The following is a 26,848-nucleotide window of genomic DNA, read 5'->3' on the forward strand; positions in this document are numbered from 1 at the left end:
AGATGATCGGTCGATGACCGAGCAGGCAGTGGATCTCGACGAGCGGTTCCGGACCGCCGTCGCCGCACTCGTCGCCCGCCCCGCCCGTCCGGCGGGCCAACCGATCGCACCCGGCGGCGCGATCACCGGTGCGGCGTGCCTCGAGCTGTTCGAAGCGCAGGCGACGAGCAGGCATCTCGATCTCGCGGCACGCCGCCTCGGCAGCACCCGGCGCGGTTATTACAGCATCGGATCGTCCGGTCACGAGGGCAATGCCGCTGTGGCGGCGGCCCTGCGGGTCACCGATCCCGCCCTGCTGCACTACCGATCGGGGGCGTTCTTCGTGCATCGGGCCCGGCGCGTGCCTGGGCTCGACCCGATCCGGGACGTTCTGCTCGGGGTGGCGGCCGCGGCGGCGGACCCGATTTCCGGTGGCAGGCACAAGGTGTTCGGCAGCGCCGCGGCCAACGTCATCCCGCAGACCTCGACCATCGCCTCGCACCTTCCGCGCGCGGTTGGGCTGGCGTTCGCGATCGATCGCGCGGCCCGGCTCGGTGTCGCCGGTCCCTGGCCCGCCGACTCGGTGGTGGTGTGCAGCTTCGGTGACGCGTCGGCCAACCATTCCACCGCGGCCGGGGCGATCAATGCCGCGATCCACACCGCCGGTCAGGGAATCGCCATGCCCATCCTGTTCGTCTGCGAGGACAACGGCATCGGAATCAGCGTTCCCACACCACCGGATTGGATCGAGCAGGCCTACGGCAGCCGCCCGGGCCTGGCCTACTTCGCCGCGGACGGCTGCGCCGCCCTCGACGCGCTGAGCACCGCGAATACGGCGGCGCGGTGGGTGCGGGACCGCCGCGCGCCCGCGTTCCTGCGGCTGCGGACCGTGCGTCTGCTCGGTCACGCGGGATCCGATGTCGAAACCGCCTATCGCCGCCCCGCCGAGATCGCCGCCGATCTCGCCCGTGATCCGGTCGTGGCCACCGCACGGCTGCTGATCGAGTCCGGAGTGGCCACACCCGCCTGCGTGCTCGACCGCTATGCCGACATCGGCCACCGGGTCGCCACGGCCGCCGAACTCGCCTCGGCGGAACCGAAACTCGCCTCGGCGGCGGCCGTGATCGCGCCGATCGCTCCCGCCCGCCCTGCGCTCGTGCGCGCCGACGCGCTGCGGACCGACCCCCTCCCACCCAACGAGCGCGAACACGCGGAGACCGAGGACACGATCGCGGGCCGCGGTGCACCGCAGCGCCGCAATGGCGCCGCGCATACCGAGCCGATGACCTTGGCGCAGGCGATCAACGAAACCCTCGCAAGCCTCCTGGCGCGCGATCGCGACCTGCTCGTCTTCGGCGAGGACGTCGGCCGCAAGGGCGGCGTGTACGGCGTGACGAAGGGTCTGCAGAAGACCTTCGGCGCGCGCCGGGTGTTCGACACCCTGCTGGACGAGCAGAGCGTCCTCGGCACCGCGCTGGGCTCGGCGCTGGCCGGGTTCGTGCCGATTCCGGAGATCCAGTACCTCGCCTACCTGCACAACGCCGCCGATCAGATCCGCGGCGAAGCGGCCACGCTGTCGTTCTTCTCCGACGGCCGTTACCGGAATCCGATGGTGGTGCGGATCGCCGGATACGCCTATCAAAAGGGTTTCGGCGGCCATTTCCACAACGACAACTCGGTGGCCGCGCTACGCGACATCCCCGGCGTCGTGCTCGCCTCCCCGGCCCGGGCCGACGACGCCGCGGCGATGCTGCGCACGTGCGTATCGGCGGCCCGCGTGGACGGCAGAGTGTGCCTGTATCTCGAGCCCATCGCGCTGTATCACACCCGCGACCTGCACCGGCCCGGCGACGACGGCTGGCTGGCACACCCGTCTCCGGCCGAGCACGCCGAAATCGGCCGCGCGCGCGTCTACGGCGACGGCCCCGACCTGACCCTGGTGAGTTTCGCCAACGGCGTGCCGATGAGCCTGCGCGCGGCGCGGCGCTTGGCCCGGCACGGAATCGACGCGCGCGTGCTCGACCTGCGCTGGCTCGCTCCCCTGCCGGTGGACGATCTGCTGCGCCACGCGCGCGCGACCGGGCGGGTCCTCGTCGCGGACGAGACCCGCCGCGGTGGTGGCGTGTCGGAGGCCGTGTGCGCCGCGCTGGTCGACGCCGGTTTCACCGGCCACCTCGGGCGCGTGACCAGCGAAGACAGTTTCGTGCCGCTGGGTCCGGCCGCCGCGACGGTGCTACTCGACGAGGACCGGATCGAAGCCGCGGCCCTCCGCCTGCTGAGCGACGCGACCAGCACGCGGCCTCGGCGCGCCGAGGCCCGGCATTCCCCGGAATTCGATTCGGCCGGGGAATAGTGGAAATACAGTGAGGACGATGGTGACCAGCAGCGGAAAGGACTCGCGATGACCACGATGTCCATGCTCGGCGAGGTACGACCGGAGCACGAGCACACGGCCGACGGCGACCTGGTGCTCTTGCACTACTTGCGGTCGTTCCACAAGCCCGTGCTGGACGTGTGGTCGGCGGCCACCGAACGGGGCCAGCTCGGCCGCTGGCTCGGCGCCGTCTCCGGCGGCAACGGCAACCTGACCATCGAGCTGTTCGACGGTCCCGTCCCCGGCCCGGTCGCGGTGCGCGTCGACCACTGTCAGGCGCCGCACGAACTGGTCGTGCACATCGACGGTTGCCTGCTCGAAGTCCGGATGACCCAGGTCGGCGTGGTCACCACCGTGGAACTGACCCGCCGCCACGTGAGTCCCGCCGACGCGGGCGCGATCGGTCCCCGCTGGCAGTATCTGCTCGACCGGCTCACCGCCTACCTCGACTACCAGCCGCTGCCGCGGTGGTCGGATTATCCGAAACTGGCCGGGGAATACCGCTAGGCCCACGGCTCAGTAGAAGAACCCGGCGACGCCCCAGCCGGGACGGGCCTGCGCCTCCCGGATCCACTCGACGCAGGACTCGATGGCGGCGAGTACCTCGTGGTCGACCTCCTCGCGCTGCGGTGGTGTGGTGGACTCCCACTGCACGAGCGCTTCCGCGCACTGCTCCGGCGTCCATTCGCCGTAGCCGGGCAACTCGTCGGGCTGCGGTAGCGACGGCGGCAGCGAGTGGTACATGAACGCGCGGACGCTGACCGCTTTGATGCCGAGCGTGGCCAAGCCGTCGTCGATGTGGTCCAGCCAGCGACCACGGAACGCCGAGAAGTAGCGGTTGTCCACGAACCGGCCGTAGAACTGGCAGATCGTCTGGTAGGCGTAGCCGTACTGGAAACCGTAGGCCGGGTCGAACGGGCCGCCGTCGATGACGGCGCGCACCGCCTCGTAGCGGGTGGGCGCACCGGCCGCGATCTCCTCGGCGAACCAGTCGTCGTCATGGGTGAGCTGGGCTTTGAACCGGCCGCCGATCATCCGCCGGAGCTTGTCGTCCCCGCACCCGATGGCGCCCTTGATCCGGTCCAGCTCGACGACGTAGATGCTCAGGCTATAACTCATTCACCGAACATTAGCGGTGCCCACCGACACCGAACGCCGCTGAGCCCGAACGCGTTTCGGCTCAGGCCGGAAGCCGGGCCGGATGCGCGGCCAGATGGGCGAGATGAGTGGTGAGCAACGCGTTCACCTGCTCGGTCCGCTCCAACTGGACGAGGTGGCCCGCGCCGCCTATCTCGGTCACCGCGCGCAGGTCGGTGACGTGCCCGCGCATGGTCGCCAGCGGATCGCGGCCGCTGAAACCTTCCATGTCGGGATCCCGGTCGCCATACAGGAAATAAGCGGGCGAGGTGACTTTCGCGTCCGCGTAGTCGGCGGTGAGCTCCCAGTTGCGATCCAAGTTGCGGTACCAGTTCAGTCCGCCGGTGAATCCGGTGCGTTCGAAATCCCGTGTCAGCACGTCCAGCTCGTCCGCGCCGAGCCAGCGCCACGGCAGCGCGGGCGCCTCCGGCAGCACGTCGAGATAACCGGTGCCCTCCGCCGGGAAACGCCAGGTGTCCAGGTAGTGATAGTCGGCGCTCAGCGCGTAGTACACGCGGGCGAGGAACTCCCGGGGACGTGCGCCGAGTTCCTCGTCCGCCGGGCCGGGGGTCTGGAAGTAGTGCAGGTGCAGGAAGTGCCGGGCCGCCGCCTTGGCCCACAGCTGCGACGGAGCACGCGGCGGGCGTGGCGCGAACGGATTGTTCAGGACGATGATGCCGCGCACCCGCTCCGGCGCGCGTAACGCCAGTTCCCACACCAGCGCCGCGCCGAAGTCCAAGCCGACGAACACCGCCTGCTCGGCGCCGATGTCATCGAGCAGAGCGAGCAGATCACCGCAGACCGCGCGATTGGTGTACTCCTCCGGATCGGCCGGGACATCGGTCTGTCCGTAACCGCGCAGATCCGGCGCGATGGCGCGGTACCCGGCCGCCGCGATCGCGGGCAGCTGGCGGTGCCAGATGTACCAGGTGTGCGGGAAGCCGTGGCAGAAGACCACCGGTTGTCCTGTTCCCTGCTCGGCGACGTGCATACGGACCCCGCCGGTCGTCACGAACCGATGTGTCAGCTCCACTCGGGCCTCCAAAGCCTAGAACACGTTATCGTTTCACGGTAATGTTCCGGTTTCGTGAGCGGAATACCCGAAAGGCTCGAAGGCAAGGTCGCGGTGGTCACCGGCGCCAGCCGCGGCATAGGCAAGGGCATCGCACTGGAGCTGGGCGCCGCGGGCGCCACGGTGTTCGTCACCGGCCGCTCGGCGGCGCAGGGACGGCTACCCGGCACCGTACACGCCACGGCCGCGGAAATCGATGCCGCAGGCGGGAGCGGCATCCCGTTCGTGTGCGACCACCGCGACGACGACGCGGTGGAGCGGCTGTTCGAGTTGATCCGCACCGAGCACGGCAGGCTGGACGTGCTGGTGAACAACGTCTACAACTCCCCCGCCGCGGCCCGCTGGCTGGGCAAGCCGTTCTGGGAGGTCCCGCCTGCGGCATGGGACGAGTCGTTCGACGTGGGCGTCCGATCCCATTACGTGGCAAGCTTTTTCGCCGCGCCGCTGTTGATCGAGTCGGGCGGGCTGATCGTCAATATCTCGTCGCCAGGCGCGCGCCGGTACATGCACAACGCGGTCTACGGCGTCGCGAAATCCGCCGTGGACCGGCTCACCGCCGACATGGCGCACAACCTCGCCGGTACCGAGGTCACCGTGGTCTCGCTCTGGCCCGGCATCGTGGACACCGAACTGCTGCAATTGGTTCCGGCCGGCACCGACGGCAGGCGGCTGGTCACGCTGCCCGGCGAGGGCACCTTCGATCTCGGCGACGCGCAGACACCGCGCTTCACCGGCCGCGCCGTCGTCGCGCTCGCCACCGACGCGGGGCGTCGCTCCCGCACCGGGTTGCCCTGGCCGGTAGCGGATCTCGCCGAGTACTACGGGTTCACCGACATCGACGGGCGCATTCATCGCGTCGACCGACCGTGATCAGAGCACCCCGAGAAAGCGCTGCACCGAGCGTGGCGGGACCGGCCTGGCGCGCCACGCCACGTACACGTGCGAGGGCGGCGCGTCGGGGATGTCCAGATAGACCACGCCGGGGTGCGGCGCCCTGGTGCGCGCCAGATCCGGCACCACGCCGATACCGCGATCGGCCGCCACCAACTCGATCCATTCGTCGAAGTTCGTACAGGTGATGACGACGCGATCCGGGTCGACCGGCTGCCAGGACGCCGCGTCGGTGGTGCCCGAGACGGTGTTGACCACCAGCGGCCGATCGGCCAGTTCCGACCAGGACAGGCGCGGCGCACTCGCCAGCGGCGAGTGGGTGGCCACCGCGAGCACCCGCCGTTCGGTCGCGATGATCCGCGACGCCAGGTGACGCGGTAGCCGGGCCTCCTTGCGATAGATGGCGATATCGACCGTCCGCTCATCGAGCGCGGCGAGCGGATCGTCCACGCGCCGTAGGGTGATCCGGCCGCCCTGTTCCTCGTAACGACGACGGGTCGCGGCGAACCAAGCGTCCGGCAGCAACCAGGAGAATCCGACGTCCAGCGTGGCGCGCGAACGCAGTTCCGCGGCGACCCCGTCGACGTCGGCCAGGATGCGGCGGGTGTGGGCCAGCAATTCGGCGCCCTCCGCGGTGAGCGCGAACCGCCGGGACGTGCGCTCCACCAACCGGCAGTCGACCAAGCGCTCCAGTTGCTGGATCGTCCTGGTCAAGGCGGGCTGGCTCAGGTGCAGCCGGGTCGCGGCGCGGGTGTAGTTCGCCTCCTCGCACAATGCGAGGTAGGCCCGCAGATGCCGCAACTCGATATCCATGCGTCGAGCGTATACATCGTGCGTGGAAAGCATTTCCGGAGCGCCGCCCTGCGCTCTTACGGTCGAACCGTGACCACTGTTGCCCTCGCCGCACCCCAGCGCCGCGGCCGCGCTCCCGCGGTGGCCGCGGCATCCGGCCTGGCCGCCGCGATGGGGGTGGGGCGCTTCGTCTACACCCCCTTGCTACCGCTCATGGTCGACGCGCACCGCATCACCGCGCACGACGGCGCCTTGATCGCGACCGCGAACTACGCCGGTTATCTGCTCGGCGCGCTGCTGCTCACCTGGCGTCCGGCGCTGCACGACCGCAGGGTCTTCCTGGCGTCGGCAGCGCTGCTGATCGCGAGCGAGGCGCTGATGGCGGCGCCGGGGCCGATCCTGTTCCCCGCCGTGCTGCGCCTGGTCGCTGGCGTCGCCAGCGCGGTGATCTTCGTCGCTTGCGCCGGTTTCGCGAGCCGTCCCGGCAGCGGCAGGCAGTCGGCGGGAATAGTGTTCGGCGGCATCGGATTCGGCATCGCGTGGACCGGCCTGCTGGTGCTGGCGTTGCGGCCGGTGGTGTCCTGGCAGATGTTGTGGCTGGTCTCCGCTGCGCTCACCGCGGTCCTGCTGATGCCCGTGTGGCGCTTGGATCTTCGTCCCGGGCAGCGCGTCCCACGCGGTGCGGCACGCGGCTCGCGCGTCTGGCGCGCCCTGCTCGTCGCCTACTTCCTCGAAGGCCTCGGGTACATCGTGATCGGAACCTTCGCGGTGGCGGCGGTCAGCGCGGAACGCGGGCCGGTGGCCGGCTCGGCGATGTGGATCGTCGTCGGCGCGGCAGCCTCGGTCTCGACCGTGCTGTGGAGCGTGGCCGCCCGGCGCTGGTCTTCGGCGCTGCTGTTACCCGTCGCGTTGGCGGCGCAATGCGTATCGGCCGTGCTCCCGGCCGTGTCCGGCGCGCTCTGGGCCGCGGTGACGGCGGCGGCCGTGTTCGGCGGGACGTTCGTCGGCATCGTCATGCTCGCGATGCGGGTCGGCGCCGAGTTGACCGATGGCGCCGCGGCGCCGCTGACGGCCGGTTACGGCGCGGGCCAGATCCTCGGCCCCGTGATGGTGGCCCCTGTGCTCGGGACGAGCTATTCCGCCGCGTTCGTCATCGCCGCGGTGGCGCTCGGCGCGGCGGCGCTGACGGCAGGAGCGGTGACCGCCGGGATCAGGCGAACTTGATCTCCAGGCCGATGCCGAGGATGGCGATCAGCCAGATGAGGCCGGTGAAGATGGTGACGCGGTCGAGGTTCTTCTCCACGACGGTGGACCCGGACAGGCTGGACTGCACGCCGCCGCCGAACAGGCTGGACAGACCTCCACCCTTGGCGCGGTGCAACAGCACCAGCAGCACCAGCAGCACGCTGGTGATGATCAGGAGGATATCCAGGAACATCCGCATGCCGGACAGTGTATGCGGTCGATGCGACGGCACCGAATCAGGCACTCGGCGGGCGCTAGCGCCGGTCGACCGCGACCAGATGGGTGACCTGCTCCGCTTCGTCGGCGCGGAACTTCGCGACGGCCTCTTCCCGCAGCTGGTCCTGAGCGGTGAGCCGGACCTGGTGCTGGTGCATGTGCTCGGCCCAGGACCGCACGACGAACGCCTCGACATACCGGTCGATCACCCCGACGTCGCGATACAGGCGCCATTCCATCGCTCCGGTGCGCTGCCGGGACCGCCCGACGAAGGCCATGGCGGTGAGGAATTCCTCGACGCACCCCTCCGGGACGTCGTAACCACGCAGGATCAGCACCGGGCCGTCGTCGGGATCGGGTTCGACAACCAGCTCGGGTTCCGGCCAGAACGCCGAAGGGGTGAGATCGAGCAACTCGGGATCGTTGCGGATGGGCAGCCACACCGTGCTCACCGCGCAGAACGCCAGCAGCCCGGCGGCCCACAGCAGCGCGGGCACCGAGCCGATCGCGCCTGCGACCACGCCCCAGACCAGCGAGCCGATCGCCTGCCCACCCATGAAGACCAGCAGATACACCGACAGCCCTCGGGCACGCACCCAGGACGGCAGCAGCAGCTGCATGGTCGAGTTCATGGTGGACATCGCCAGCAGCCAGGCCAGTCCCGCGAACACCAGCAGCAGCAGTACCACCGGCACGACGTGCAGCAGCGCGGTGCCCGCCGTGGCCAGTCCGAACAGGATCGCGGCGGTGGTCAACCGCTGTGTGGGGGTCAACCACGCGCGCAACCGTGACAGCGCCGCCGCGCCGAGGACCGCGCCGATGCCGAGGGCGCCGAGCATGAGGCCGTACCCGGACGACGACAGCCCGAGTTGATCCCGCGCGATCACCGGCAGCAGCGCCCACACCGCGCTGGCGGGTGCGATGAACAGGATCGAGCGCAACAGCACCCGGCGAATGGCGGGCGCCGCGCGGATGAACCGGGTGCCCGCCTGCAAGGCCGCCAGCGGACGCTCGGTGGGCAGGCGCCGATCGGTCGCGGGGCGGCGCCACACCGTCAGCACCGCGACGATGCCGACGAACGACACCGCGTTCAACCCGAACACCAGCGTCGGCCCGGACAGCGACACCAGCACACCGGCCAGCGCCGGACCCACCGCCCTTCCGATATTGATGTTCATGCTGCCCAGCGCCGACGCCGCCGGGATCTGCTCGCGCGGGACCAGTTCCGGCTGGATCGCCTGCCAGGCCGGTGCGGTCAGCGCCTGACCGCAACCGAGCAGGAACAGCAAGGTGAGCAGCACCGCCGGCGTGGTGTGCCCGGTCGCGGTCGAGACCGCGAGGACCATGGCCAGCACCGCCATCGCGGATTGCGCGCCGAGCAGCAGCCTGCGCCGATCCAGCAGGTCGGCGATCACGCCGGACGGAATGGCCAGCAGCATCACCGGAAGCGTGATCGCGGTCTGCACGAACGACACCAGCGCCGCCGCATTGGGCTGGTCGACCATGATCCACTGCGCGCCGACGGTCTGCATCCAGGTGCCCAGGTTCGACACCAATTGCGCCACCCACAGCGCCCGGTAGATCGGAGAACGCAGCGGCGCCCACGTGGAAATCGGGAGCGTCGCGGCGGTCGTCACTCGCCGAAGCTTAGTCGTGGGACAGACACCGCCCCGACGCCGCATCCGGCGCCTGTGCCGCCGGTCGTGCCTGGGTCGCCGCGAGCAGCACCGCGGCGATCAGCAAGGCGGCGCCCGCCAGTCCCGACGCGGTGAGGCGTTCGCCCAGGACCACCGCCGCCAGCACCGCCCCCGTCAGCGGCTCGAGCAGGGCGAGCACCGCGGCGATCCCTGGACCGGCCGCCGCCAGCCCGCGGAAGTACAGGGTGTAGGCCACCGCGGTCGGCGCCAGCCCGAGCAAGAGCACCAGCGCGACGCTGCGAGGCGTCAGGTCGAACGCCACACCGCTGGTAGCCGCGAGCGGAGCCAGCAACAGCGCGCCTCCGGTGAACCCTAGGCCCGTGGTGGTCATCGCGTCGAGCCCCGGTACCGGCGCCGCGTTGATCACGGTGACCGTCGCGAACGCCGCCGCGGCCGTCGAGGCGAGCGCCGCACCCGCCAGCAACCCGCCCGCGCCCGCGTGGCCGGTCGGCACGCCGACCAGCAGAGCCAGTCCGCAGAGGGCGATGCCGATGGTCGCCGCCCTGCGCCGGTCCACCGCACGCCTTCCGGTGCAGTGCTCGAGCACGGCGACGACCATCGGCGACATGCCGATCGTGAGCAATGTGGCGAGGCTCACCGACGACGCCGTCACGGCGCCGAAATAGGCGCCCTGGAAAATCGCAGCGAGTCCGGCCACCGCACCGATCCGCCGCCACGCCAGGGGATCTCGCGGCCACGGCCGCCGCGTTCCGGCGAGCAGGACCACCAGCAGCAGCCCGCCGACGGCGAGGCGGCAGGTGGCGACCGCGACGGGCGACAGGCCGGTGGCCCGGTGCAACAGCGTGCCGAGTAAACCGCCGGTGCCCCAAAGGATTCCGGCGCCGACGAGGTGGACCAGCCCGGAACGGCCGGCCGAGGATACAGATGAGGACATGAAGGATCGCGCTCCTGCGACAAAAGGGATGGGGTCGCGGAAGCGAGGTGCACGGCGATGCCGAGAAGCGCGCGCTCACCGATCGGTGGCGCGCTGGATACCTACACCTCGCTCAGGAGGCGGGCGGCGGGGTGATGGGGAAGCATCGGTGCACGGCACAGATGCTAGTACGAGTACGAGGCGTGGGGGCGAGTCATCGACGCCGCGACCGTCGAAATCCGGGTGCGACGGCGCATCATCGGTAGCATCGCCGCATGGTGGCACACTTGGCGCGGCTGGGACCCGTCGTCCTGCTCGCCCTCTGGGCGATCACCGGGTGCTCGAGCGGCGAACCGAAGCGGGGCGCCGACGAACCGACCCCGGCGGGCCGCACCTTCCTCTCGACCGATGTCCAGGGCGCTCCGATTCCCGGGGGCGGTCCGCTGACGCTCGGTTTCACCGACAGCCGCATCGCTGCGGACGCGGGCTGCAACAAGTTCACCGGCGCGGTCGCCTTCGACGACCACGTCCTCCACGTGTCCGGCCTGGCCACCACCCTCATGGCCTGCGAGGACGATCGGCACGGCGCCGACGAGTGGCTCAGCGGGCTGCTGAATTCCGAGCCCAGCTGGCGGCTCGAGGACACCCGGCTCACGCTGCACAGCCCCGATCGCACCGTGACTCTGCTCGACAAGAAGATCGCCCGGCCGGACAAACCGGTCGAGGGCACGCAGTGGCTGGTCACCGCGCTCATCACCGACAACAGCCAGGTCCGCTCACGCGCTCTCGACGAGGCGCAGCCGACGCTCGTCATCGCCGAGGACAACGGCGTCTCCGGCAACGCCGGATGCAACCGCATGACCGGCAGCGCCGAGGTGTCCGGCACCCGGATCACCTTCCGGATCGCCACCACGAAGATGATGTGCTCGCCGGAGGTGATGGAGGTCGAGCAGGCCGTTCTGAAAGCCCTGGACGGCAAGACCACCGCCACGGTGGACGCCGACACGCTTACCGTGCGCAACGACAACGGCGCGGGACTGGTCCTGCACGCGCAGTGAACGTGCCCGCTACTTCTTCCGCGTGAGTACCACGCGATCGGCGACCCGCTCCGCCTCGCCGGGCGGCGCGAAGTAGATCTCCATCACCACCCGATCGGCCGACTCCGGCCGGATCACCGTGCGCATAGGGATGGTCTTGCCGACGAACTGCGGCCCGAGCACACCGGGGTCGGTGAATTCCCCGGCCATGACGATATCGGTGTCGCCGCCACTGTTCTTCGCGCCCTTGTAACTCATCGTCATCGGCGTGACGCTGTCGACGGTCGTCCACTCGTAGCGGTTATCCGTCGGTGCGAATCCGAGCAAACCGAGCCGATAGTACGGCTTGTCGCCGAAGACTCCCGTCGCTTCCTCCCGCAGGAAATTGCCGCCGGTCTCGGCGATCCATACCCACCGCGAGACTATCTCGCTTCGGATCGGGTTCTCCGCCGTGCCGCCCGCGATGTAGGTCGACTTCTCGCCCTTCCACTCCCCCACGAGCTGGTTCAGCCTGCGGTGCCCGGCGTCCTGCTGCTGCGGCTGCACCGCTGCCGGGGTGGCCTGCGTCGCGTCTCGGTGGGCGTGATCGTCATGCGAGGCGTCCCCGGAACAGCCGGCGAGGGTGGCCAGCGCGACGAGCGCGACCGGGAGTGCGGCGTACAGCTTGCGTGCTATCACGGAAATCCTTGTCCGACTGGCGAATCGAGCTGCGTTATCATCGCATGGCCGGATGGCGCCCGCGGTTCACCGTTGGGAAACGCCGAACAGCCCGGCATCGCGGGAGCGGCGATACCGGGCTGTCGCGTGTAGCGCCGTATCAGGGCAGGGGGCCGCCCGCGGCGATGGCGGAGAGAGTGGCGAATTCGTCACCCTTGAGCGAAGCGCCGCCGACCAGCGCGCCGTCGATGTCGCTCTGCGCGACCAGTTCTCCGACGTTCTTGGCGTTCACCGACCCGCCGTAGAGCACGCGGACGCCCGCCGCGACCTCCGGCGAGGCGAGCTTCTCGAGTTCCCCGCGGATCGCGCCGCAGACCTCTTGCGCGTCGGCGGGGGTGGCGACCTTGCCGGTGCCGATCGCCCACACCGGCTCGTAGGCGATGACGACCTTCGAGATCTCTTCCACCGTCAGGCCTTTCAGCGAACCGCGCAGTTGCTCGAGGTTGTACTCGACGTGCGTGCCCGCCTCGCGGACGTTCAAGCCCTCGCCGATGCACACGATAGGGGTGATCCCGTGCTTCAGCGCCTGCTTGGCCTTGGCCAGCACCGTGGCGTCGTCCTCGTTGTGGTACTGCCGCCGTTCGGAGTGCCCGACCACGACGAAGGCGCACCCCAGCTTGGCGAGCATGCTCGCGCTGATCTCGCCCGTGTAGGCGCCCGACTCGTGCACCGAGACGTCCTGGCCACCGTAGGTGAGCAGGAGCTTGTCCCCTTCGACCAGCGTCTGCACGCTGCGAAGGTCGGTGAACGGCGGGATCACCGCCACATCCACCCTGTCGAAATACTTCTCCGGCAGGGCGAATGCGATCTTCTGCACCAGGGCGATGGCCTCGAGGTGATTGAGGTTCATCTTCCAGTTGCCCGCGATGAGCGGTTTGCGTGCCATGCTCAGCCCTCCAACACCGCGATACCGGGCAGTTCTTTACCCTCCAGGTACTCCAGCGACGCGCCGCCACCGGTGGAGATGTGCGAGAAGCCGTCCTCCGGCAGGCCGAGCGCCCGCACGGCCGCGGCCGAATCGCCGCCGCCGACCACGGTGAACGCGCCCTTGCCGGTGGCAGTCACGATCGCCTCGGCCACCCCGCGGGTGCCCGCGGCGAACTTCTCGAACTCGAACACGCCCATCGGCCCGTTCCAGAACACGGTCCGCGCCTCGGTCAGCAGCGCCGAGAAGCGGTCAACCGAATCCGGGCCGATGTCCAGGCCCAGCCAGCCGTCCGGGATCTCGTGCGCGGGCACGACCTTCGTCTCCGCGTCCGCGGCGAACTTGTCGGCCACCACGATGTCGCGTGGCAGGTGGATGACGTCGGCGTACTGCTCGAGCAGCCGCTTGCAGGTGTCGACCATCTCTTGCTGCAACAGCGAGGCGCCTACCGAAAGGCCCTGTGCGGCAAGGAAGGTAAAGCACATGCCGCCGCCGATCACCAGCGTGTCGACCTTCGGCGCGAGCGCTTCGATGACCGCCAGTTTGTCGGAGACCTTGGACCCGCCGAGCACGACCGCGTACGGCCGGTCCGGCGTCTCGGTCAGCTTGGCCAGTACCTCGACCTCGGCCGCGACCAGCTTGCCCGCGTAGTGCGGCAGCGACTGCGCGACGTCGTACACCGACGCCTGCTTGCGGTGCACCACACCGAACCCGTCGGAGACGAACGCGCCGTCGTCGCCGACCAGCTCGACCAGCGCCGCGGCCAGCTTGGCCCGGTCGGCGTCGTCCTTGCTGGTCTCGCGCGGGTCGAAGCGGATGTTCTCCAGCAGCAGCACGTCGCCGTCGGTGAGGCCCTCGGACCGCGCGAGCGCGTCCTGGCCCACCACGTCACCGGCGAGCTGCACGTTGCGGCCCAGCTCCTCGGCGAGCCTGGCGGCCACCGGCGCCAGCGAAAGCTTCGGGTCCGGTCCGCCCTTCGGCCTGCCGAGGTGCGCGGTCACGACGACTTTGGCGCCCGCTTCGGCGAGCGCCTTGATGGTCGGCGCCGAGGCGATGATGCGGCCCGGGTCGGTGATCTGTCCCTTGTCGTCGAGGGGCACGTTCAGATCGGAGCGCACCAGTACGCCCCGGCCCTCGACACCCTCGTCGAGCAGATCCGCGAGTGTCTTGACAGCCATGCGCGTCAGAGCGACTTGCCGACGAGGCCGATGAGATCGGCGAGACGGTTGGAGTAGCCCCACTCGTTGTCGTACCAGGACACAACCTTGACCTGGTTGTCGATCACCTTGGTGAGCGGCGCGTCGTAGATCGAGGAGGCCGGGTCGGTGACGATGTCGCTGGAGACGATCGGGTCGGTGTTGTACTTCAGGATGCCCTTCAGCGGGCCCTCGGCGGCGGCCTTGTAGGCGGCGTTGATCTCCTCGATCGAGGCCGACTTGCGCAGGGTGGCGGTCAGGTCGGTGACCGAGCCCGTCGGCACCGGGACGCGCAGCGCGTAGCCGTCCAGCTTGCCCTGCAGCTCGGGCAGCACCAAGCCGATGGCCTTGGCGGCGCCGGTGCCGGTGGGCACGATGTTCAGCGCGGCGGCGCGGGCGCGGCGCAGGTCGCTGTGCGGGCCGTCCTGCAGGTTCTGGTCCTGGGTGTAGGCGTGGATGGTGGTCATCAGGCCGTGCTCGATGCCGAACTCGTCGTTGAGCACCTTGGCCAGCGGGCCGAGGCAGTTGGTGGTGCACGAGGCGTTGGAGATGATGTTCTGGCTGCCGTCGTACTTGTCGTCGTTGACGCCCATGACGATGGTGATGTCCTCGCCCTTGGCCGGCGCGGAGATGATCACCTTCTTGGCGCCCGCGGCCAGGTGGCCCTTGGCCTTGGTGGCATCGGTGAAGATGCCGGTGGACTCGACGACCACGTCGACGCCCAGGTCACCCCAGGGCAGCGCGGCGGGGCCCTCCTTGATGGCCAGCGCCTTGATCCGCTGGTCGCCCACCACGATGGTGTCGTCGCCGTCGAGCGAGACGTCCTGGGGCAGACGGCCCAGGATCGAGTCGTACTTGAGCAGGGTCGCGAGGGTCGCGTTGTCGGTGAGGTCGTTGACCGCGACGATCTCGATGTCGGTGGTGCCGAGCGCCTTCTGCGCCTCCACCGCCCGGAAGAAGTTACGTCCGATACGACCGAAGCCGTTGATGCCTACACGGACAGTCACGTTATCGCTCCTCAACTTTCCAGCGGATCATTCCGATGTCCACTCACACTAACGTCCTGCCGTGACCTCTCCGACACGCACCTGGCTTTCGTGAGCGCGGGGATGCCTGGTCAGACGCCCGACCAGGACGAGTTCCGGCCGCCGGAAACGCCGCGATCCCCGCGCCGGGGGCGGCGTGGGGATCGCGGGAAACGTGAGCTCAGGCTTCGTCGAGCAGTTCGGCCGTGACGGCCGATTCGGTGTCCGGTACGCCCAGTTCCTTGGCCCGCCGGTCGGCCATCGACAGCAGCCGCCGGATGCGGCCCGCGACAGCGTCTTTCGTCATCGGCGGATCGGCGAGCTGGCCGAGTTCCTCCAGCGAGGCCTGCCGGTGCTGCACTCGCAACCGGCCTGCGGCGGCGAGATGATCGGGCACGTCGTCGCTGAGGATCTCCAGCGCGCGTTCCACCCGCGCCGCCGCGGCGACCGCGGCACGCGCCGAGCGGCGCAGATTGGCGTCGTCGAAGTTGGCCAGCCGATTCGCGGTCGCGCGCACCTCGCGGCGCAGCCTGCGCTCCTCCCACACCATCCTGGTGCCGTGCGCGCCCATCCTGGTCAGCAGCGCGCCGATCGCCTCACCGTCGCGCACCACCACGCGATCGGTGCCGCGTACCTCCCGCGCCTTGGCCGTGATGCCGAGCCGACGGGCCGCGCCGACCAGCGCCAGCGCCGCCTCGGGGCCGGGGCAGCTGACCTCGAGGGCCGAGGAACGTCCGGGCTCGGTGAGCGAGCCGTGGGCGAGAAACGCACCGCGCCAAGCGGCTTCGGCGTCGGCGATGCTGCCGCCGACCACCTGCGCGGGCAGGCCGCGCACCGGACGGCCGCGGACATCGAGCAGACCGGTCTGCCGGGCCAGCGCCTCGCCCTCCTTCGACACCCGCACCACGTACCGGGAGGTCTTGCGCAGTCCACCCGCGCCGAGCACGTGCACGTCGGAGCCATAGCCGTAGAGCTCGAAGATCTCCCGGCGCAGCCTGCGCGCGATGGACCCCATGTCCACCTCGGCCTCGACGATCACCCGGCCGCCGACGATGTGCAGGCCACCCGCGAAACGCAGCAGAGCGGACAGTTCCGCCTTGCGGGAACTCACCTGCGACACCGTGAGCCTGCTCAGCTCGTCTTTCACATCGGCTGTCATCGCCACGGGACGCGCTCCTTTCCACCCAACCCGGAACGCACATCCTGACCCATGTGCCGTCCCTCGACTCGAAGCCCTGCCATTTGCGGCCGAGGTTGCCGGATCAGTTGATCCAGTGCGGCGGCAAGCTTTCCGGGGTGATGCCGGTCCGTTCCCGCTTCGGCGACATCGGAGAAGGTTACTCGTGCCCGCAACTGTTCGGCAGCCCTGGCCACATGTTCCCGCTCGCGGCCCTCCGGCACGCAGCCGGAATCGACCAGCACCTCATCGACGACGAATTCCGGTGCGTGCTGGGACAATACATGCAAATGCCGCTCCGCGGAGAACCCCGCGGTCTCCCCCGGCTCCGCGGCGAGATTGAGCACCAGCACTTTCCGCGCCCTGGTGTACACCAGGGCCTCCCGTAGCTCGGGGACGAGGACGTGCGGAATCACGCTGGTGAACCACGATCCCGGGCCCAGCACCACGACATCGGCGTGTTCGATCGCCGAGGTCGCCTCCGGACCGGCCGGTGGATCGGACGGAATCAGCCGCACCCGCCGCACCTTACCCGGCGTGGTGGCGATGGCAACTTGGCCGCGAATGCACCGGCTCACCCGCGGATCGGCCTCCAGCCCGGATACATCCGCCTCGATGTCCAGCGCGATCGGCGACATGGGCAGCACCCGGCCGGTGATGCGCAACATGCGGGCGACTTCGTCCAGGGCGGCCACCGGATCGCCGAGCACCTCGGTGAGCCCAGCCAGGATCAGGTTGCCCACGGAGTGCCCGGCCAGCGCGCCGGTTCCGCCGAACCGATGCTGCACGGTCCGCGTCCAGACGCCGTCGGCGTCCGCGGCCAAAGCGGCCAGCGCCATCCGGAGATCGCCCGGCGGCAGCACCCCCAACTCGGCGCGTAGTCGCCCTGAGGAGCCGCCGTCGTCGGCGACGGTGACCACCGCGCAGATCTTCCTGGTCAGCCGCCGCACCGCGGTCAGTGTCGCGTACAGGCCGTGTCCGCCACCCAGCGCGACGATGCTGGGATTGGATTCCCAACCGGTCATTCTCGCCCCAGATCTCGATGCACGACCCGGACCACGTCGGCGGACTCCTCCGCGCCGCCGGTGACCTCGCTCATCAACTCGCCCAGTGCCTCGGCAATCGCGACGCTCCGGTGCTTGCCTCCGGTGCAGCCCACTGCGACCGTCATGTATCGCTTCCCCTCTTGGCGGTAACCGTTCGTGGTCAGCTCGACCAGGTGGTGGCAGGTACGCAGGTAATCCTCCGCACCGGGACGCGACAGCACGTACTCGCTGACCACCGTCTCCTGACCGGTATGTTCCCGCAACTCCGGTATCCAATGCGGATTGGGTAGAAAACGGACATCTAACACCATGTCGGCGTCCAGCGGAACTCCGTACTTGAAGCCGAACGACTGCACGGTGAGCTGCAACGCGGAGGGCGCGCCGCCGCCGTAGGCCTCCTCCATCTTGCGGTGCAGCTGATGGATGGACAGCTCGGTGGTGTCGATCACCAGGTCGGCGGCGGCCTTCACGGCGGACAGCCGCACCCGCTCGGCGGCGATGCCTGCCGACAGCGTGCCGTCCTTGCTCTCGCTCTGCAGCGGATGCCTCCGCCGCGCGAAACCGAAACGGCGGATCAGCACGTCATCGGATGCCTCGAGGAAGAGGACCCTGGTGCGCACGCCGAGCGTCCGCAACTGCTCGGTGACCACCGACAGATCACCGGTGAAGAACCGGCTGCGCACGTCCATGACCAGCGCGAGACGGCGGATCGGCGGCTTGGCGGAGGCACCCAGCTCCACCATCCGCCCGAACAGCTCTGGGGGCAGGTTGTCGGCCACGTACCAGCCGAGGTCCTCGAGCACACGGGCGGCGGTGCCTCGGCCCGCGCCAGAGAGCCCGGTCACGATCACGACCTCGACCTGCGGGTTCGCCCCGCCGACGGCGCTGGACGAGGCCACTCGTCCCGCGCTCGTCGGCGGGTTGCCCGCACTGCTGTTCGATTCGACGCGTGTCATGTCCTACCGGATCCGTCTCTGGGGTGCCTTCCGATCATCGCGCACCGGTTTCGGTATCGGCCGCAGACACAACGTACGCGAAACCGAAACTTCCGGTGCACTGTCGACTGACTATTCGGACTCGAGCGCCGCAAGGACCGCTTTCGCGGTCGCCAACCCGATGCCGGGCACCTCGGTGATCTCCTCGACCGTGGCCTGCTTCAGCTTGGCCACCGATCCGAAATGGGTGACCAGCGCGGTCCGGCGCGCCGTTCCGAGCCCCGGCACCGAGTCCAGGGCCGAGGCGGTCATCCGGCGGGAGCGTTTGCTGCGATGGAACGTGATGGCGAAGCGGTGCGCCTCGTCGCGGACCCGTTGCAGCAGATACAGCGCCTCGCTCGTGCGCGGCAGGATCACCGGGTCGCTCTCGCCGGGCACCCACACCTCCTCGAGCCGTTTGGCCAGGCCGACCACCGCGACATCGGTGATGCCCAGCTCGTCGAGCACCTCGGCCGCCGCGGCGACCTGGGGCGCGCCGCCGTCGACGACGAACAGGTTGGGCGGATAGGAGAACTTGCGCGGGCGTCCGGTGCTGGGATCGATGCCGGGACGGGAGGTGAGGTCCAGCGCGTCGTCGTCGCTTCCGGTCGCGGCGAGGTCCTCGTGCTCCATCATGTCGCGCTCGCGACGCAACTTGAGGAACCGGCGGCGGGTCACCTCGGCGATGCTGCCGACGTCGTCGGAGCGGCCTTCGCCCGCCGCCTCCCGGATCGTGTAGTGGCGGTACTCCGACTTGCGGGCCAGACCGTCCTCGAAGACCACGAGCGAGGCGACCACATCGGTCCCCTGCACGTGGCTGACGTCGACGCACTCGATGCGCAGCGGCGCGGTGTCCAGCTCGAGGGCGTCCTGGATCTCTTGCAGCGCTTGCGATCTCGACGTCAGATCGCCCGCTCGCTTCAGCTTGTGCTGGGCCAGCGCCTCCATCGCGTTGCGCTGCACGGTCTCGGCCAGCGCCTTCTTGTCCCCGCGCTGGGGCACGCGCAGCTTCACCGCCGAACCGCGCAGGTCCGACAACCACTGCTGGATCTGCTCGACGTCGGCGGGCAACTCGGGCACGAGTACTTCCCGGGGCACCACGGCGGCGGGCTGCTCGTCGGCCGCCTGCTCGGCCACCGCGACCTGCTCGCCGTAGAACTGGGTGAGGAACTGCTCGACCAGCGCGGCGAGTTCCCCGCCTGCCTCCGGGACGTCGACCGCGTCGCCCGACTTGTCGACCACCCAGCCGCGCTGGCCGCGCACTCGGCCGTCGCGCACATGGAAGACCTGCACCGCCACTTCCAGTTCGTCGGTGGCGAAGGCGATGACGTCGGCGTCGGTGCCCGTGCCGAGCACCACCGCCTGCTTCTCCAGCGCGCGGCGCAGCGCCTGGACGTCATCACGCAGCCGGGCGGCGGTCTCGAAGTCCAGGTCTTCGGCGGCCGCGTGCATGCGGCGCTCCAGCTCCCGGACCAAGCGATCGGTGCGGCCTGCGAGGAAGTCGCAGAAGTCGTCGACGATCGCGCGGTGTTCTTCGGCGCTCACCCGCCCGACGCACGGGGCCGAGCATTTGTCGATGTAGCCGAGCAGGCAGGGGCGCCCGATCTGACTATGCCGCCGGAAGACTCCGTTGGAGCAGGTGCGCGCGGGAAACACCCGCAGCAGCAGATCGAGCGTCTCGCGGATGGCCCAAGCGTGCGCGAAGGGGCCGAAATAGCGGACGCCTTTGCGGCGCGCGCCGCGGTAGACGAACAACCGCGGATATTCCTCGTTCAAGGTGACGGCGAGTACCGGGTAGGACTTGTCGTCGCGGTAGCGGACGTTGAAGCGCGGATCGAACTCCTTGATCCAGTTGTATTCCAGCTGCAGCGCCTCCACCTCGGTGGAGACGACCGTCCACTCGACGCTCGCGGCCGTGGTGACCATCTGCCTTGTGCGTGGATGCAGCCCGGCGACGTCGGCGAAATACGAGTTCAGCCTGCTGCGCAGGCTCTTGGCCTTGCCGACGTAGATGACCTGCCGATGGGCGTCCCGGAATTTGTAGACACCGGGTTCGACGGGGATCGTGCCCGGCGCGGGCCGGTACGTCGCTGGATCTGCCACCCATCCAGCGTATAGACCGGGACCGACAGCCCGGCCGACGGCGGCTCCCGGCTGCGGTCATGGCACGGGGACGCCGAACCAGCCCTTGGCTTCCGGGCGGCACAGCAGGTGCACGACGGCCACCGAGGTAGCCACCGAGTACCCCGCGGCGACGACGCCGACGACGGGCGGGACGCTCGCGAGGTCCCTGATCGCCCAGCACCCGACGACCGCCTGCAGGAGCGCCAGCGCGATCGTCAGCTTGCGGACGGCCGGCGCGCCCTCGGCGAATCCGAGCACTAGCAGCCCCAGCGCCCACGCGACGCAGAACTGGGTGGATGCCGTGGCGGCCGCGTCGCCGCCGCGCGTCAGATTCATCAGCACGGGATAGGCGAGTCCGAATCCCGCCATCCCGGCGACGGCTTCCCGCACGTCCCGAACCGCCGCCGGCATGGCCGTTTCCACGCCGACGGAGGGCTCCTCACCGGAGAACGCCAAGCTCACAGCCGTACCCCCGTTGGTACCGAACCTTCCGGCGCACCTTCGAACACGCCGGAATCGCACCGTAACACGGTGATGTCCCGCACAACTCGGACTTCGGCAAATGAACCGGACGGGATCCGCGCGGGTTACTCCACGAGACCGTGCCGCCGCAACGCGGCCAGCAGCGCGTCCGGGCGCTCGGTGGTGGGCAGGGCCTCGACCAGAGCGAAGCGGCTGCCCAGCGCCTCGGCGCCGCCGTCGGCCTCGGCGCTGTCGCCGATCATCAGCGCGGACTCGGCGGCCACACCCAGTTCGCCCAAGGCGGAACGGAAGATCTCCGGATCGGGCTTCATGACACCGACCTCGTAGGAGAGGGTGAACGCGCCGACCAGCCGATCCCAGCCGCGCGCCGCGAACGACGGACGGATGTCGAACGGGATATTGCTCACCACCGCGACCGGAACACCCTGCGCCGCAAGCAGATCGAGGACGGCTTCGCTGTCGGGGTACGGCGTCCACTCCAGCGGGTCCAGCAGCCGGGCGTACAGTCGTTCGGCGTCCTCGTCGGTGGGCACTCCCGATGTGCGCAGCACCTTCATCATCACCTTGCGATGCAGCGCGGGGTCCAGGTCGCGGTGGTCCCAGGCGTACTGCGTCTCGTCGTCGAATTCGATGACGTGGTGGACCGGCGCCGTCATCCGCCGCATGATCTCGGCCTTCTCGTCCACGTCGAACGCCTGCCCGTCCGGCCGCGTCAGGTCCGCGTACCAGGATTCGTCGGCCTCCAGGCGGAACAAGGTCCCGGAGAAGTCGAACAGCACCGCCTCGATCGCCACTCGGCCCAGCCTACCGGCCGAGCATGGCGCACCGCCGGTGCACGCGGCGACCACCCATACCGTCTCGACCTCGACACACGCTGCGGCCAGGGGGATTTCGCCGGTGGGAAGGAAACCGGCGCGGCTGTCGGTACCGAGCGTTAGAGTCCCGGCATGGGGCGCAAGCGAGGAACTTGGGTCGCCGCGGCGGCGGCGTTCGCACTAACCGTCGGCATGGCCACCGCCTGCTCGTCCGGCGAGAGCCAGGCGGGCGGCGTCTGCGAGACGGTGCCGAACGGCACACCGGTGTCGGCCACCGCGGCGGGGCCCGCGGGCAGCGGCACCAAGGATCTCAGCACCAACCCGGAGATAGCGACCGGCTATCGAGCGAACATGACGCCGGTGCGTACACATACCTTCGCGGTGTCCACGGCGAACCCGCTGTCGACGAAAGCCGCGTGTGAGGTGCTGCGCGACGGTGGCACCGCGGCCGACGCGCTGATCGCGGCGCAGACGGTGCTCGGCCTGGTCGAGCCGCAGGCGTCCGGCATCGGCGGCGGTGCGTTCCTGGTCTACTACGACGCGAACACCAAGTCCGTGGACGCCTACGACGGCCGCGAGGTGGCGCCCGCCGCGGCCACCGAGAACTATCTGCGCTGGATCAGCGACATCGATCGCACCGAACCCAAGCCGAACACGCGGGCCAGCGGCCGCTCCATCGGCGTGCCCGGCGTACTTCGGATGCTCGAACTGGCGCACCACGACCACGGCAAGACCGCGTGGCGCGAACTGTTCGACCCCGCCATCGGACTGGCAGATCAGGGCTTCCCGATCAGTCCCCGCCTCGCGGGACAGATCGCGGAGTCGGCCAAGGACCTGGCCGCGGACGAAGACGCCAAGGCGTATTTCCTCAACCCGGACGGTAGCCCGAAGGCCGCCGACACCGTCCTGACCAACCCCGCCATGGCCAAGACGCTCGGCGCCGTCGCCACCGAGGGCGCGCAGGCCTTCTACACCGGCGCCGTCGCCCAGGACATCGTCGCGGCCGCGGGCCGGGCCTCCGGCGGGCGCACTCCCGGCCTGATCGCCACCCAGGACTTGGCCGGTTACCAGGCGAAGAAGCGCACCGCGCTGTGCACGAGCTACCGCGAGCACGAACTCTGCGGCATGCCGAGTCCCTCGTCGGGCGGCATCACCGTCGCCGCGGCCTTGGGCATCCTGGAGAACTTCGACCTGGCCGCCCTGCGTCCGGACAGCATCGACCGCAACGGCGGCAAGCCCAACGCCCAGGCCGTGCACTTGATCACGGAGGCCGAACGCCTCGCCTACGCCGATCGCAACAAGTACGTGGCCGACACGGATTTCGTGCCGCTGCCGGGCAATTCGGCGCAAACCTTGCTGAATCGCGACTATCTGCGACAGCGTGCCGGGCTGATCGATCCGAACCGCAGCATGGGCACCGCGCAGCCGGGTGACTTCGGCCCCGTGCCGCTCGGCGTCGGCCCGCAACCGCCCGAGCACGGCACCAGCCACATCTCGGTGGTCGACAAGTACGGCAACGCCGCGGCGATGACCACCACCGTGGAGTCGGCGTTCGGTTCGTTCCACCTGGTCGACGGCTTCGTGCTGAACAATCAGCTCACCGACTTCAACGCCGACCCGCTCGGCGCCGACGGCGTGCCGATGGCCAACCGGGTCCAGCCGGGCAAGCGCCCGCGCAGCTCCATGAGCCCGACGCTGATCTTCGGCAAGGCGCCCGACGGCTCGCGCGGCGAACTCACGCATGTCGCGGGCTCGCCCGGCGGTTCGGTGATCATCCAGTTCGTGGTGAAAACGCTGGTCAACATGTTCGACTGGGGCCTGGATCCGCAGCAGGCGGTCTCCGCGGTCGCGTTCGGCGCTGGCAACAGTCCGTCCACCGGTATCGGCGGCGAGCATCCGGCGATCAACGCCACCGACAACGGCGACCACGACCCGCTGGTGCTGCGGTTGCGCCAACTGGGCCATCAGGTCTCGGTGGCGCCCCAGTCCAGCGGCCTCAGCGCCTTGAAACGCAACGGCTCCGACGGCTGGATCGGCGGCGCGGATCCGCGACGAGAAGGCGCGGTCCTCGGCGATACGCATTGATCGAACCAGCGGGCTCGGTCGCGACCGCCCGTCCGCGTCCCGGCTGTGGCACATCGAGTGATCGGCGTGCCCGCCGGGGCGCACTGCGGCTATTTACTCCGGACCATGGGATACACGATCGGACCTCGGCCGATCGGCAGCTCACCTTGCCGCACGAAACCGAATCGCTCGTAGAAGGGCACCGTGCCGCTGGTGTTCGAGATGAGGAAACAGTCCTCCTCGGCCGCCGCCAACCGACGCTCGAGCAGCGCGCTCGCCAGTCCCCGGCCCTGTGCGCGGGGCAACGTCCCGATGGCGGCCAGATACAGATGCGGTGCCGCCGGTCGCGCATGCTCCATGTGCCGCCCGGCGGCCAGCGCCCGAGCGGTGCTCGACCCCAAGGCGCGCAGTAAGGTCAACGGCTTCGCCGTCGGTGACACCACGTGCGCCGGTTCCCACAGCGCCACACAGGCGAGGTTGCCCTCCGCGTCGTGCGCGAGGTCGACCAGACCGTTCTCCCGGCGCGACGCGATGCGCGAATCCCAGAACGGCGGCAACGCTTTCCGCCGCCGTGACGCTCCCGGCCAGAAGTAGGTCATCAGTGGATCGTCGGCGAAAGCCGCCGCGAGGACGAACGCACCTGGCTCCATGGCGGCGAGGTTAGATCAGCACGCGGGGCCGCGCGAGCCGGATGGCCGCACACCGCACCCGATCACTTCCTCCCGGAATATTTCGCGCCCAGTTCCCGCAACCGGGCCATCGCCCGCGCCGCGTGCTCCTTGTCGTTCGAGCGGATCGCCAGCAGCGGGACGTAGTCGTCGTCGACCAACTCCAGGCGCGCCCAGGACTTCCGATCCGGGAACGACACGCCTCGGATATAGTCCCAGGGAAAATCTTTGTCGCCCAGAATATTTCGCACCGACACGCCCCGCGCGCCGACCCGCACCCGTGGCCTGGTCAGTAACAGCACGGCCGCGGCGCCGAGCACACCGATCCCGATCATCGCGAGCTGATCGGCCACCCGGAAGTTGACGCCGGTAGACCCGGTGCGCAGCCAGACACCACCCACGGTGAACGCGGCCGCCACCAGCACCGCCGCGATCCAGGCCGTCCGCACCGCGCGCCGGGGCCGCACCTCGAAATCCCACTCCGACGTGTCGTCGGCCGGGCCCACATTCCTGCGAAAGATGCGAACGACCGGCATCGCTACGCGGACTGTCGCAGAGCGCGCAGTGTCAGCGCGGCGTCCAGCGCCGCGGCGGCCGCCTGCTCGCCCTTGTTCTCTTGGGACTCCGGCAGCCCGGCCCGATCCAGGGCCTGCCGCTCGTTGTTGGTGGTGAGCACTCCGTTCGCGACCGGCGTGCCCTCGTCCAGCGAAACCCGGGTGAGCCCCGCGGTCACCGCGTCGCAGACGTACTCGAAATGCGGGGTGTCACCGCGGATCACCACACCGAGCGCCACCACCGCGTCATGCGACTTGGCCAGCTCCTGGGCCACCACGGGCAGCTCCATCGCACCCGCGCAGCGCACCACCGTGATCTGCTGGACGCCCGCGTCCTTGGCCACCCGCTCTGCGTTCGCCAGCAAGGTGTCGCAGATCTGGGTGTGCCAGCGCGAGGCGACGATGCCCAAGGAGAGGTCCTTGGCGTCCGCCAGCGCGAAAGTCGGTACCCCGGTACCGCTCATCGATGTCCGCCTTTCGGAGTCTGTTCGCAGTTCAGTGGGCGGTCTCGCCGAGATCCAGCTCGTCGAGGCCGATCAGGTCGTGACCCATTCGGTCCCGCTTGGTGCGCAGGTAGCGCAGGTTCTCCGCGTTCGCGCGCAACGGCATCGGCACCCGCTCGGTGATCCGCAGGCCGTAGCCGTCCAAGCCGACCCGCTTGGCCGGATTGTTGGTGAGCAATCGCATCGACCGGATGCCCAGATCCACCAGGATCTGCGCGCCGGTGCCGTAATCGCGGGCATCCGCGGGCAGGCCGAGTTCGAGATTCGCGTCGACCGTGTCGTGGCCGGAGTCCTGCAGCTGGTAGGCCTGCAACTTGTGCATCAGGCCGATGCCGCGGCCTTCGTGACCGCGCATGTACAGCACGACACCGCGCCCCTCGGCCGCCACCATCTCCAACGCGGCATCCAGCTGCGGACCGCAGTCGCAGCGCAACGATCCGAACACGTCACCGGTCAGGCACTCCGAGTGCACGCGGACCAGGATGTCGTCGCCGTCGGTGATGTCGCCACGCACCAGCGCGACGTGCTCGACCTCGTCGTAGATGCTCTGATAGCCGACGGCCATGAACTCGCCGTGCGCGGTGGGGATGCGCGCCTCGGCCACGCGCACCACATGCTTCTCGTGCCTGCGCCGCCACGCGATCATGTCCGCGATCGAGATCAGCGCGAGCTCGTGCTCGTCGGCGAAGACGCGCAACTCCTCGGTCCGGGCCATGTGGCCCTCGTCCTTCTGGCTGACGATCTCGCAGATCACGCCCGCCGGACGCAAGCCGGCCATGCGTGCCAGATCCACCGCGGCTTCGGTGTGCCCCGGCCTGCGCAGCACACCACCATCCTTGGCGCGCAACGGCACCACATGGCCGGGCCTGGTGAAATCGTCGGCCTTCGCGTCGGCGTCGGCCAGCAACCGCATCGTGGTGGCGCGGTCGGCGCCGGAGATACCGGTCGTGACACCCTCGCGCGCGTCCACCGAGACGGTGTAGGCGGTGCCGTGCTTGTCCTGGTTCATCGCGTACATCGGCGGCAGGCCGAGCCGATCGCAGTCGTCGCCGGTGAGCGGCACGCAGATGTAACCGGACGTGTAGCGGATCATGAAGGCGACCAGTTCCGGGGTGGCCTTCTCCGCCGCGAAGATGAGGTCGCCCTCGTTCTCGCGGTCCTCGTCGTCGACGACGACGACCGCCTTACCGGCGGCGATATCGGCGACTGCGCGCTCGATGCTGTCGAACCTGGTCACGTCTGCTGTGCTCCATCTCGAAATAG

At 69.6% G+C, this 26,848-nt stretch carries 26 protein-coding genes; 6 read left to right on the forward strand and 20 right to left on the reverse strand.

Features of this window, described 5'->3' with window-relative positions; genetic code table 11:
• Positions 1–13 precede the first annotated feature (13 nt).
• Both ACIHAX_RS04400 and ACIHAX_RS04405 read left to right on the forward strand, forming a co-directional pair.
• Positions 14–2,332, forward strand: coding sequence for a thiamine pyrophosphate-dependent enzyme (locus tag ACIHAX_RS04400; protein ID WP_397275777.1), 2,319 nt, complete (start codon positions 14–16; stop codon positions 2,330–2,332).
• Between the two features lie 48 nt (positions 2,333–2,380).
• The gene (locus tag ACIHAX_RS04405; RefSeq protein WP_355070773.1) at positions 2,381–2,860 is read left to right on the forward strand and encodes a hypothetical protein; all 480 of its coding nucleotides are present in this window, start codon (positions 2,381–2,383) and stop codon (positions 2,858–2,860) included.
• Positions 2,861–2,869: 9 nt separating this feature from the next.
• On the opposite strand, the gene ACIHAX_RS04410 is transcribed toward ACIHAX_RS04405, so the two are convergent.
• Entirely contained in the window at positions 2,870–3,472 is a 603-nt protein-coding gene (locus ACIHAX_RS04410) for a hypothetical protein (protein WP_355070771.1), read from the reverse strand.
• A 61-nt stretch (positions 3,473–3,533) separates the two neighbouring features.
• Positions 3,534–4,523: an alpha/beta hydrolase gene (locus tag ACIHAX_RS04415; RefSeq protein ID WP_364431301.1), complete on the reverse strand. Its 990-nt coding sequence runs from the start codon at positions 4,521–4,523 to the stop codon at positions 3,534–3,536.
• A 54-nt stretch (positions 4,524–4,577) separates the two neighbouring features.
• Between ACIHAX_RS04415 and ACIHAX_RS04420 the strand changes: the two genes are divergently transcribed.
• Positions 4,578–5,432 (forward strand): SDR family NAD(P)-dependent oxidoreductase, encoded by an 855-nt coding sequence (locus ACIHAX_RS04420; protein ID WP_355070768.1) that lies wholly within the window; start codon positions 4,578–4,580, stop codon positions 5,430–5,432.
• Here the strand turns inward: ACIHAX_RS04420 and ACIHAX_RS04425 are convergent, their stop codons facing one another.
• Entirely contained in the window at positions 5,433–6,266 is an 834-nt protein-coding gene (locus ACIHAX_RS04425; protein ID WP_397275780.1) for a LysR family transcriptional regulator, read from the reverse strand.
• Positions 6,267–6,335: 69 nt separating this feature from the next.
• On the opposite strand from ACIHAX_RS04425, the gene ACIHAX_RS04430 reads away from it, so the two are divergent.
• Positions 6,336–7,469, forward strand: coding sequence for a YbfB/YjiJ family MFS transporter (locus tag ACIHAX_RS04430; RefSeq protein ID WP_397275782.1), 1,134 nt, complete (start codon positions 6,336–6,338; stop codon positions 7,467–7,469).
• On the opposite strand, the gene secG is transcribed toward ACIHAX_RS04430, so the two are convergent.
• The 3 genes from secG to ACIHAX_RS04445 are packed head-to-tail and all read right to left on the reverse strand — an operon-like array spanning position 7,456 to position 10,298.
• Positions 7,456–7,689 carry a preprotein translocase subunit SecG gene (secG, locus tag ACIHAX_RS04435; RefSeq protein WP_014351691.1) on the reverse strand — a complete coding sequence of 78 codons (234 nt, stop codon included), beginning with the start codon at positions 7,687–7,689 and terminating at the stop codon, positions 7,456–7,458. The genes ACIHAX_RS04430 and secG overlap by 14 nt on opposite strands.
• 55 nt (positions 7,690–7,744) lie before the next feature.
• Positions 7,745–9,343, reverse strand: coding sequence for an MFS transporter (locus tag ACIHAX_RS04440; RefSeq protein WP_397275784.1), 1,599 nt, complete (start codon positions 9,341–9,343; stop codon positions 7,745–7,747).
• A gap of 10 nt (positions 9,344–9,353) precedes the next feature.
• Positions 9,354–10,298, reverse strand: a complete 945-nt coding sequence (locus ACIHAX_RS04445; RefSeq protein ID WP_397275786.1) for an EamA family transporter — start codon at positions 10,296–10,298, stop codon at positions 9,354–9,356.
• 254 nt (positions 10,299–10,552) lie between these two features.
• On the opposite strand from ACIHAX_RS04445, the gene ACIHAX_RS04450 reads away from it, so the two are divergent.
• Positions 10,553–11,335, forward strand: a complete 783-nt coding sequence (locus tag ACIHAX_RS04450; RefSeq protein WP_397275788.1) for an META domain-containing protein — start codon at positions 10,553–10,555, stop codon at positions 11,333–11,335.
• Positions 11,336–11,344: 9 nt separating this feature from the next.
• On the opposite strand, the gene ACIHAX_RS04455 is transcribed toward ACIHAX_RS04450, so the two are convergent.
• From ACIHAX_RS04455 to ACIHAX_RS04500, 10 genes are all read right to left on the reverse strand, one after another.
• Entirely contained in the window at positions 11,345–11,992 is a 648-nt protein-coding gene (locus tag ACIHAX_RS04455; RefSeq protein WP_364431319.1) for a DUF1579 family protein, read from the reverse strand.
• A gap of 139 nt (positions 11,993–12,131) precedes the next feature.
• Complete coding sequence (gene tpiA, locus ACIHAX_RS04460) at positions 12,132–12,917, reverse strand: triose-phosphate isomerase (RefSeq protein ID WP_397275790.1); 786 nt, start codon at positions 12,915–12,917, stop codon at positions 12,132–12,134.
• 2 nt (positions 12,918–12,919) lie between these two features.
• Positions 12,920–14,134 carry a phosphoglycerate kinase gene (locus tag ACIHAX_RS04465; protein WP_364431323.1) on the reverse strand — a complete coding sequence of 405 codons (1,215 nt, stop codon included), beginning with the start codon at positions 14,132–14,134 and terminating at the stop codon, positions 12,920–12,922.
• Between the two features lie 5 nt (positions 14,135–14,139).
• Positions 14,140–15,159, reverse strand: a complete 1,020-nt coding sequence (gene gap, locus ACIHAX_RS04470; protein WP_040867484.1) for a type I glyceraldehyde-3-phosphate dehydrogenase — start codon at positions 15,157–15,159, stop codon at positions 14,140–14,142.
• Between the two features lie 199 nt (positions 15,160–15,358).
• A complete protein-coding gene (gene whiA / locus ACIHAX_RS04475; RefSeq protein ID WP_043693711.1) occupies positions 15,359–16,342 on the reverse strand; it encodes a DNA-binding protein WhiA in 984 nt (327 codons plus the stop codon).
• On the reverse strand, positions 16,333–17,379 hold the full coding sequence (gene yvcK, locus ACIHAX_RS04480) for a uridine diphosphate-N-acetylglucosamine-binding protein YvcK (protein WP_355070747.1): 1,047 nt from the start codon (positions 17,377–17,379) through the stop codon (positions 16,333–16,335). The genes whiA and yvcK overlap by 10 nt, the downstream gene beginning before the upstream one ends.
• Positions 17,376–18,356, reverse strand: coding sequence for an RNase adapter RapZ (gene rapZ / locus ACIHAX_RS04485; RefSeq protein WP_355070745.1), 981 nt, complete (start codon positions 18,354–18,356; stop codon positions 17,376–17,378). The genes yvcK and rapZ overlap by 4 nt, the downstream gene beginning before the upstream one ends.
• Positions 18,357–18,467: 111 nt before the next feature.
• Positions 18,468–20,477: an excinuclease ABC subunit UvrC gene (gene uvrC / locus ACIHAX_RS04490; RefSeq protein ID WP_355070743.1), complete on the reverse strand. Its 2,010-nt coding sequence runs from the start codon at positions 20,475–20,477 to the stop codon at positions 18,468–18,470.
• A 57-nt stretch (positions 20,478–20,534) separates the two neighbouring features.
• Positions 20,535–20,960: a hypothetical protein gene (locus ACIHAX_RS04495; protein WP_355070741.1), complete on the reverse strand. Its 426-nt coding sequence runs from the start codon at positions 20,958–20,960 to the stop codon at positions 20,535–20,537.
• Between the two features lie 125 nt (positions 20,961–21,085).
• Positions 21,086–21,775, reverse strand: coding sequence for an HAD-IA family hydrolase (locus ACIHAX_RS04500; protein WP_355070739.1), 690 nt, complete (start codon positions 21,773–21,775; stop codon positions 21,086–21,088).
• A gap of 153 nt (positions 21,776–21,928) precedes the next feature.
• Here ACIHAX_RS04500 and ACIHAX_RS04505 point away from each other — a divergent pair, with 153 nt between their 5' ends.
• Positions 21,929–23,881 carry a gamma-glutamyltransferase family protein gene (locus tag ACIHAX_RS04505; RefSeq protein WP_397275794.1) on the forward strand — a complete coding sequence of 651 codons (1,953 nt, stop codon included), beginning with the start codon at positions 21,929–21,931 and terminating at the stop codon, positions 23,879–23,881.
• A gap of 89 nt (positions 23,882–23,970) precedes the next feature.
• Here the strand turns inward: ACIHAX_RS04505 and ACIHAX_RS04510 are convergent, their stop codons facing one another.
• From ACIHAX_RS04510 to ACIHAX_RS04525, 4 genes are all read right to left on the reverse strand, one after another.
• The gene (locus tag ACIHAX_RS04510) at positions 23,971–24,510 is read right to left on the reverse strand and encodes a GNAT family N-acetyltransferase (protein ID WP_364431335.1); all 540 of its coding nucleotides are present in this window, start codon (positions 24,508–24,510) and stop codon (positions 23,971–23,973) included.
• Between the two features lie 62 nt (positions 24,511–24,572).
• Positions 24,573–25,064 (reverse strand): PH domain-containing protein, encoded by a 492-nt coding sequence (locus ACIHAX_RS04515; RefSeq protein ID WP_355070735.1) that lies wholly within the window; start codon positions 25,062–25,064, stop codon positions 24,573–24,575.
• A 2-nt stretch (positions 25,065–25,066) separates the two neighbouring features.
• Positions 25,067–25,546 carry a 6,7-dimethyl-8-ribityllumazine synthase gene (ribH, locus tag ACIHAX_RS04520; protein WP_355070733.1) on the reverse strand — a complete coding sequence of 160 codons (480 nt, stop codon included), beginning with the start codon at positions 25,544–25,546 and terminating at the stop codon, positions 25,067–25,069.
• A gap of 31 nt (positions 25,547–25,577) precedes the next feature.
• The gene (locus tag ACIHAX_RS04525; protein WP_355070731.1) at positions 25,578–26,822 is read right to left on the reverse strand and encodes a bifunctional 3,4-dihydroxy-2-butanone-4-phosphate synthase/GTP cyclohydrolase II; all 1,245 of its coding nucleotides are present in this window, start codon (positions 26,820–26,822) and stop codon (positions 25,578–25,580) included.
• Positions 26,823–26,848: the final 26 nt, after the last annotated feature.

The organism is Nocardia sp. NPDC051929 (assembly GCF_044548645.1).
GTDB lineage: Bacteria > Actinomycetota > Actinomycetes > Mycobacteriales > Mycobacteriaceae > Nocardia > Nocardia sichangensis.

Excerpts from the sequence above, each read along its gene's own strand:
- ACIHAX_RS04400 (WP_397275777.1), top strand. The coding sequence starts at position 14 with ATGACCGAGCAGGCAGTGGATCTCGACGAGCGGTTCCGGACCGCCGTC.
- ACIHAX_RS04405 (WP_355070773.1), top strand. The coding sequence starts at position 2,381 with ATGACCACGATGTCCATGCTCGGCGAGGTACGACCGGAGCACGAGCAC.
- ACIHAX_RS04410 (WP_355070771.1), bottom strand. The coding sequence starts at position 3,472 with ATGAGTTATAGCCTGAGCATCTACGTCGTCGAGCTGGACCGGATCAAG.
- ACIHAX_RS04425 (WP_397275780.1), bottom strand. The coding sequence starts at position 6,266 with ATGGATATCGAGTTGCGGCATCTGCGGGCCTACCTCGCATTGTGCGAG.
- secG (WP_014351691.1), bottom strand. The coding sequence starts at position 7,689 with ATGCGGATGTTCCTGGATATCCTCCTGATCATCACCAGCGTGCTGCTG.
- ACIHAX_RS04445 (WP_397275786.1), bottom strand. The coding sequence starts at position 10,298 with ATGTCCTCATCTGTATCCTCGGCCGGCCGTTCCGGGCTGGTCCACCTC.
- ACIHAX_RS04450 (WP_397275788.1), top strand. The coding sequence starts at position 10,553 with ATGGTGGCACACTTGGCGCGGCTGGGACCCGTCGTCCTGCTCGCCCTC.
- tpiA (WP_397275790.1), bottom strand. The coding sequence starts at position 12,917 with ATGGCACGCAAACCGCTCATCGCGGGCAACTGGAAGATGAACCTCAAT.
- ACIHAX_RS04465 (WP_364431323.1), bottom strand. The coding sequence starts at position 14,134 with ATGGCTGTCAAGACACTCGCGGATCTGCTCGACGAGGGTGTCGAGGGC.
- yvcK (WP_355070747.1), bottom strand. The coding sequence starts at position 17,379 with ATGACCGGTTGGGAATCCAATCCCAGCATCGTCGCGCTGGGTGGCGGA.
- rapZ (WP_355070745.1), bottom strand. The coding sequence starts at position 18,356 with ATGACACGCGTCGAATCGAACAGCAGTGCGGGCAACCCGCCGACGAGC.
- ACIHAX_RS04505 (WP_397275794.1), top strand. The coding sequence starts at position 21,929 with ATGGGGCGCAAGCGAGGAACTTGGGTCGCCGCGGCGGCGGCGTTCGCA.
- ACIHAX_RS04510 (WP_364431335.1), bottom strand. The coding sequence starts at position 24,510 with ATGGAGCCAGGTGCGTTCGTCCTCGCGGCGGCTTTCGCCGACGATCCA.
- ACIHAX_RS04515 (WP_355070735.1), bottom strand. The coding sequence starts at position 25,064 with ATGCCGGTCGTTCGCATCTTTCGCAGGAATGTGGGCCCGGCCGACGAC.
- ribH (WP_355070733.1), bottom strand. The coding sequence starts at position 25,546 with ATGAGCGGTACCGGGGTACCGACTTTCGCGCTGGCGGACGCCAAGGAC.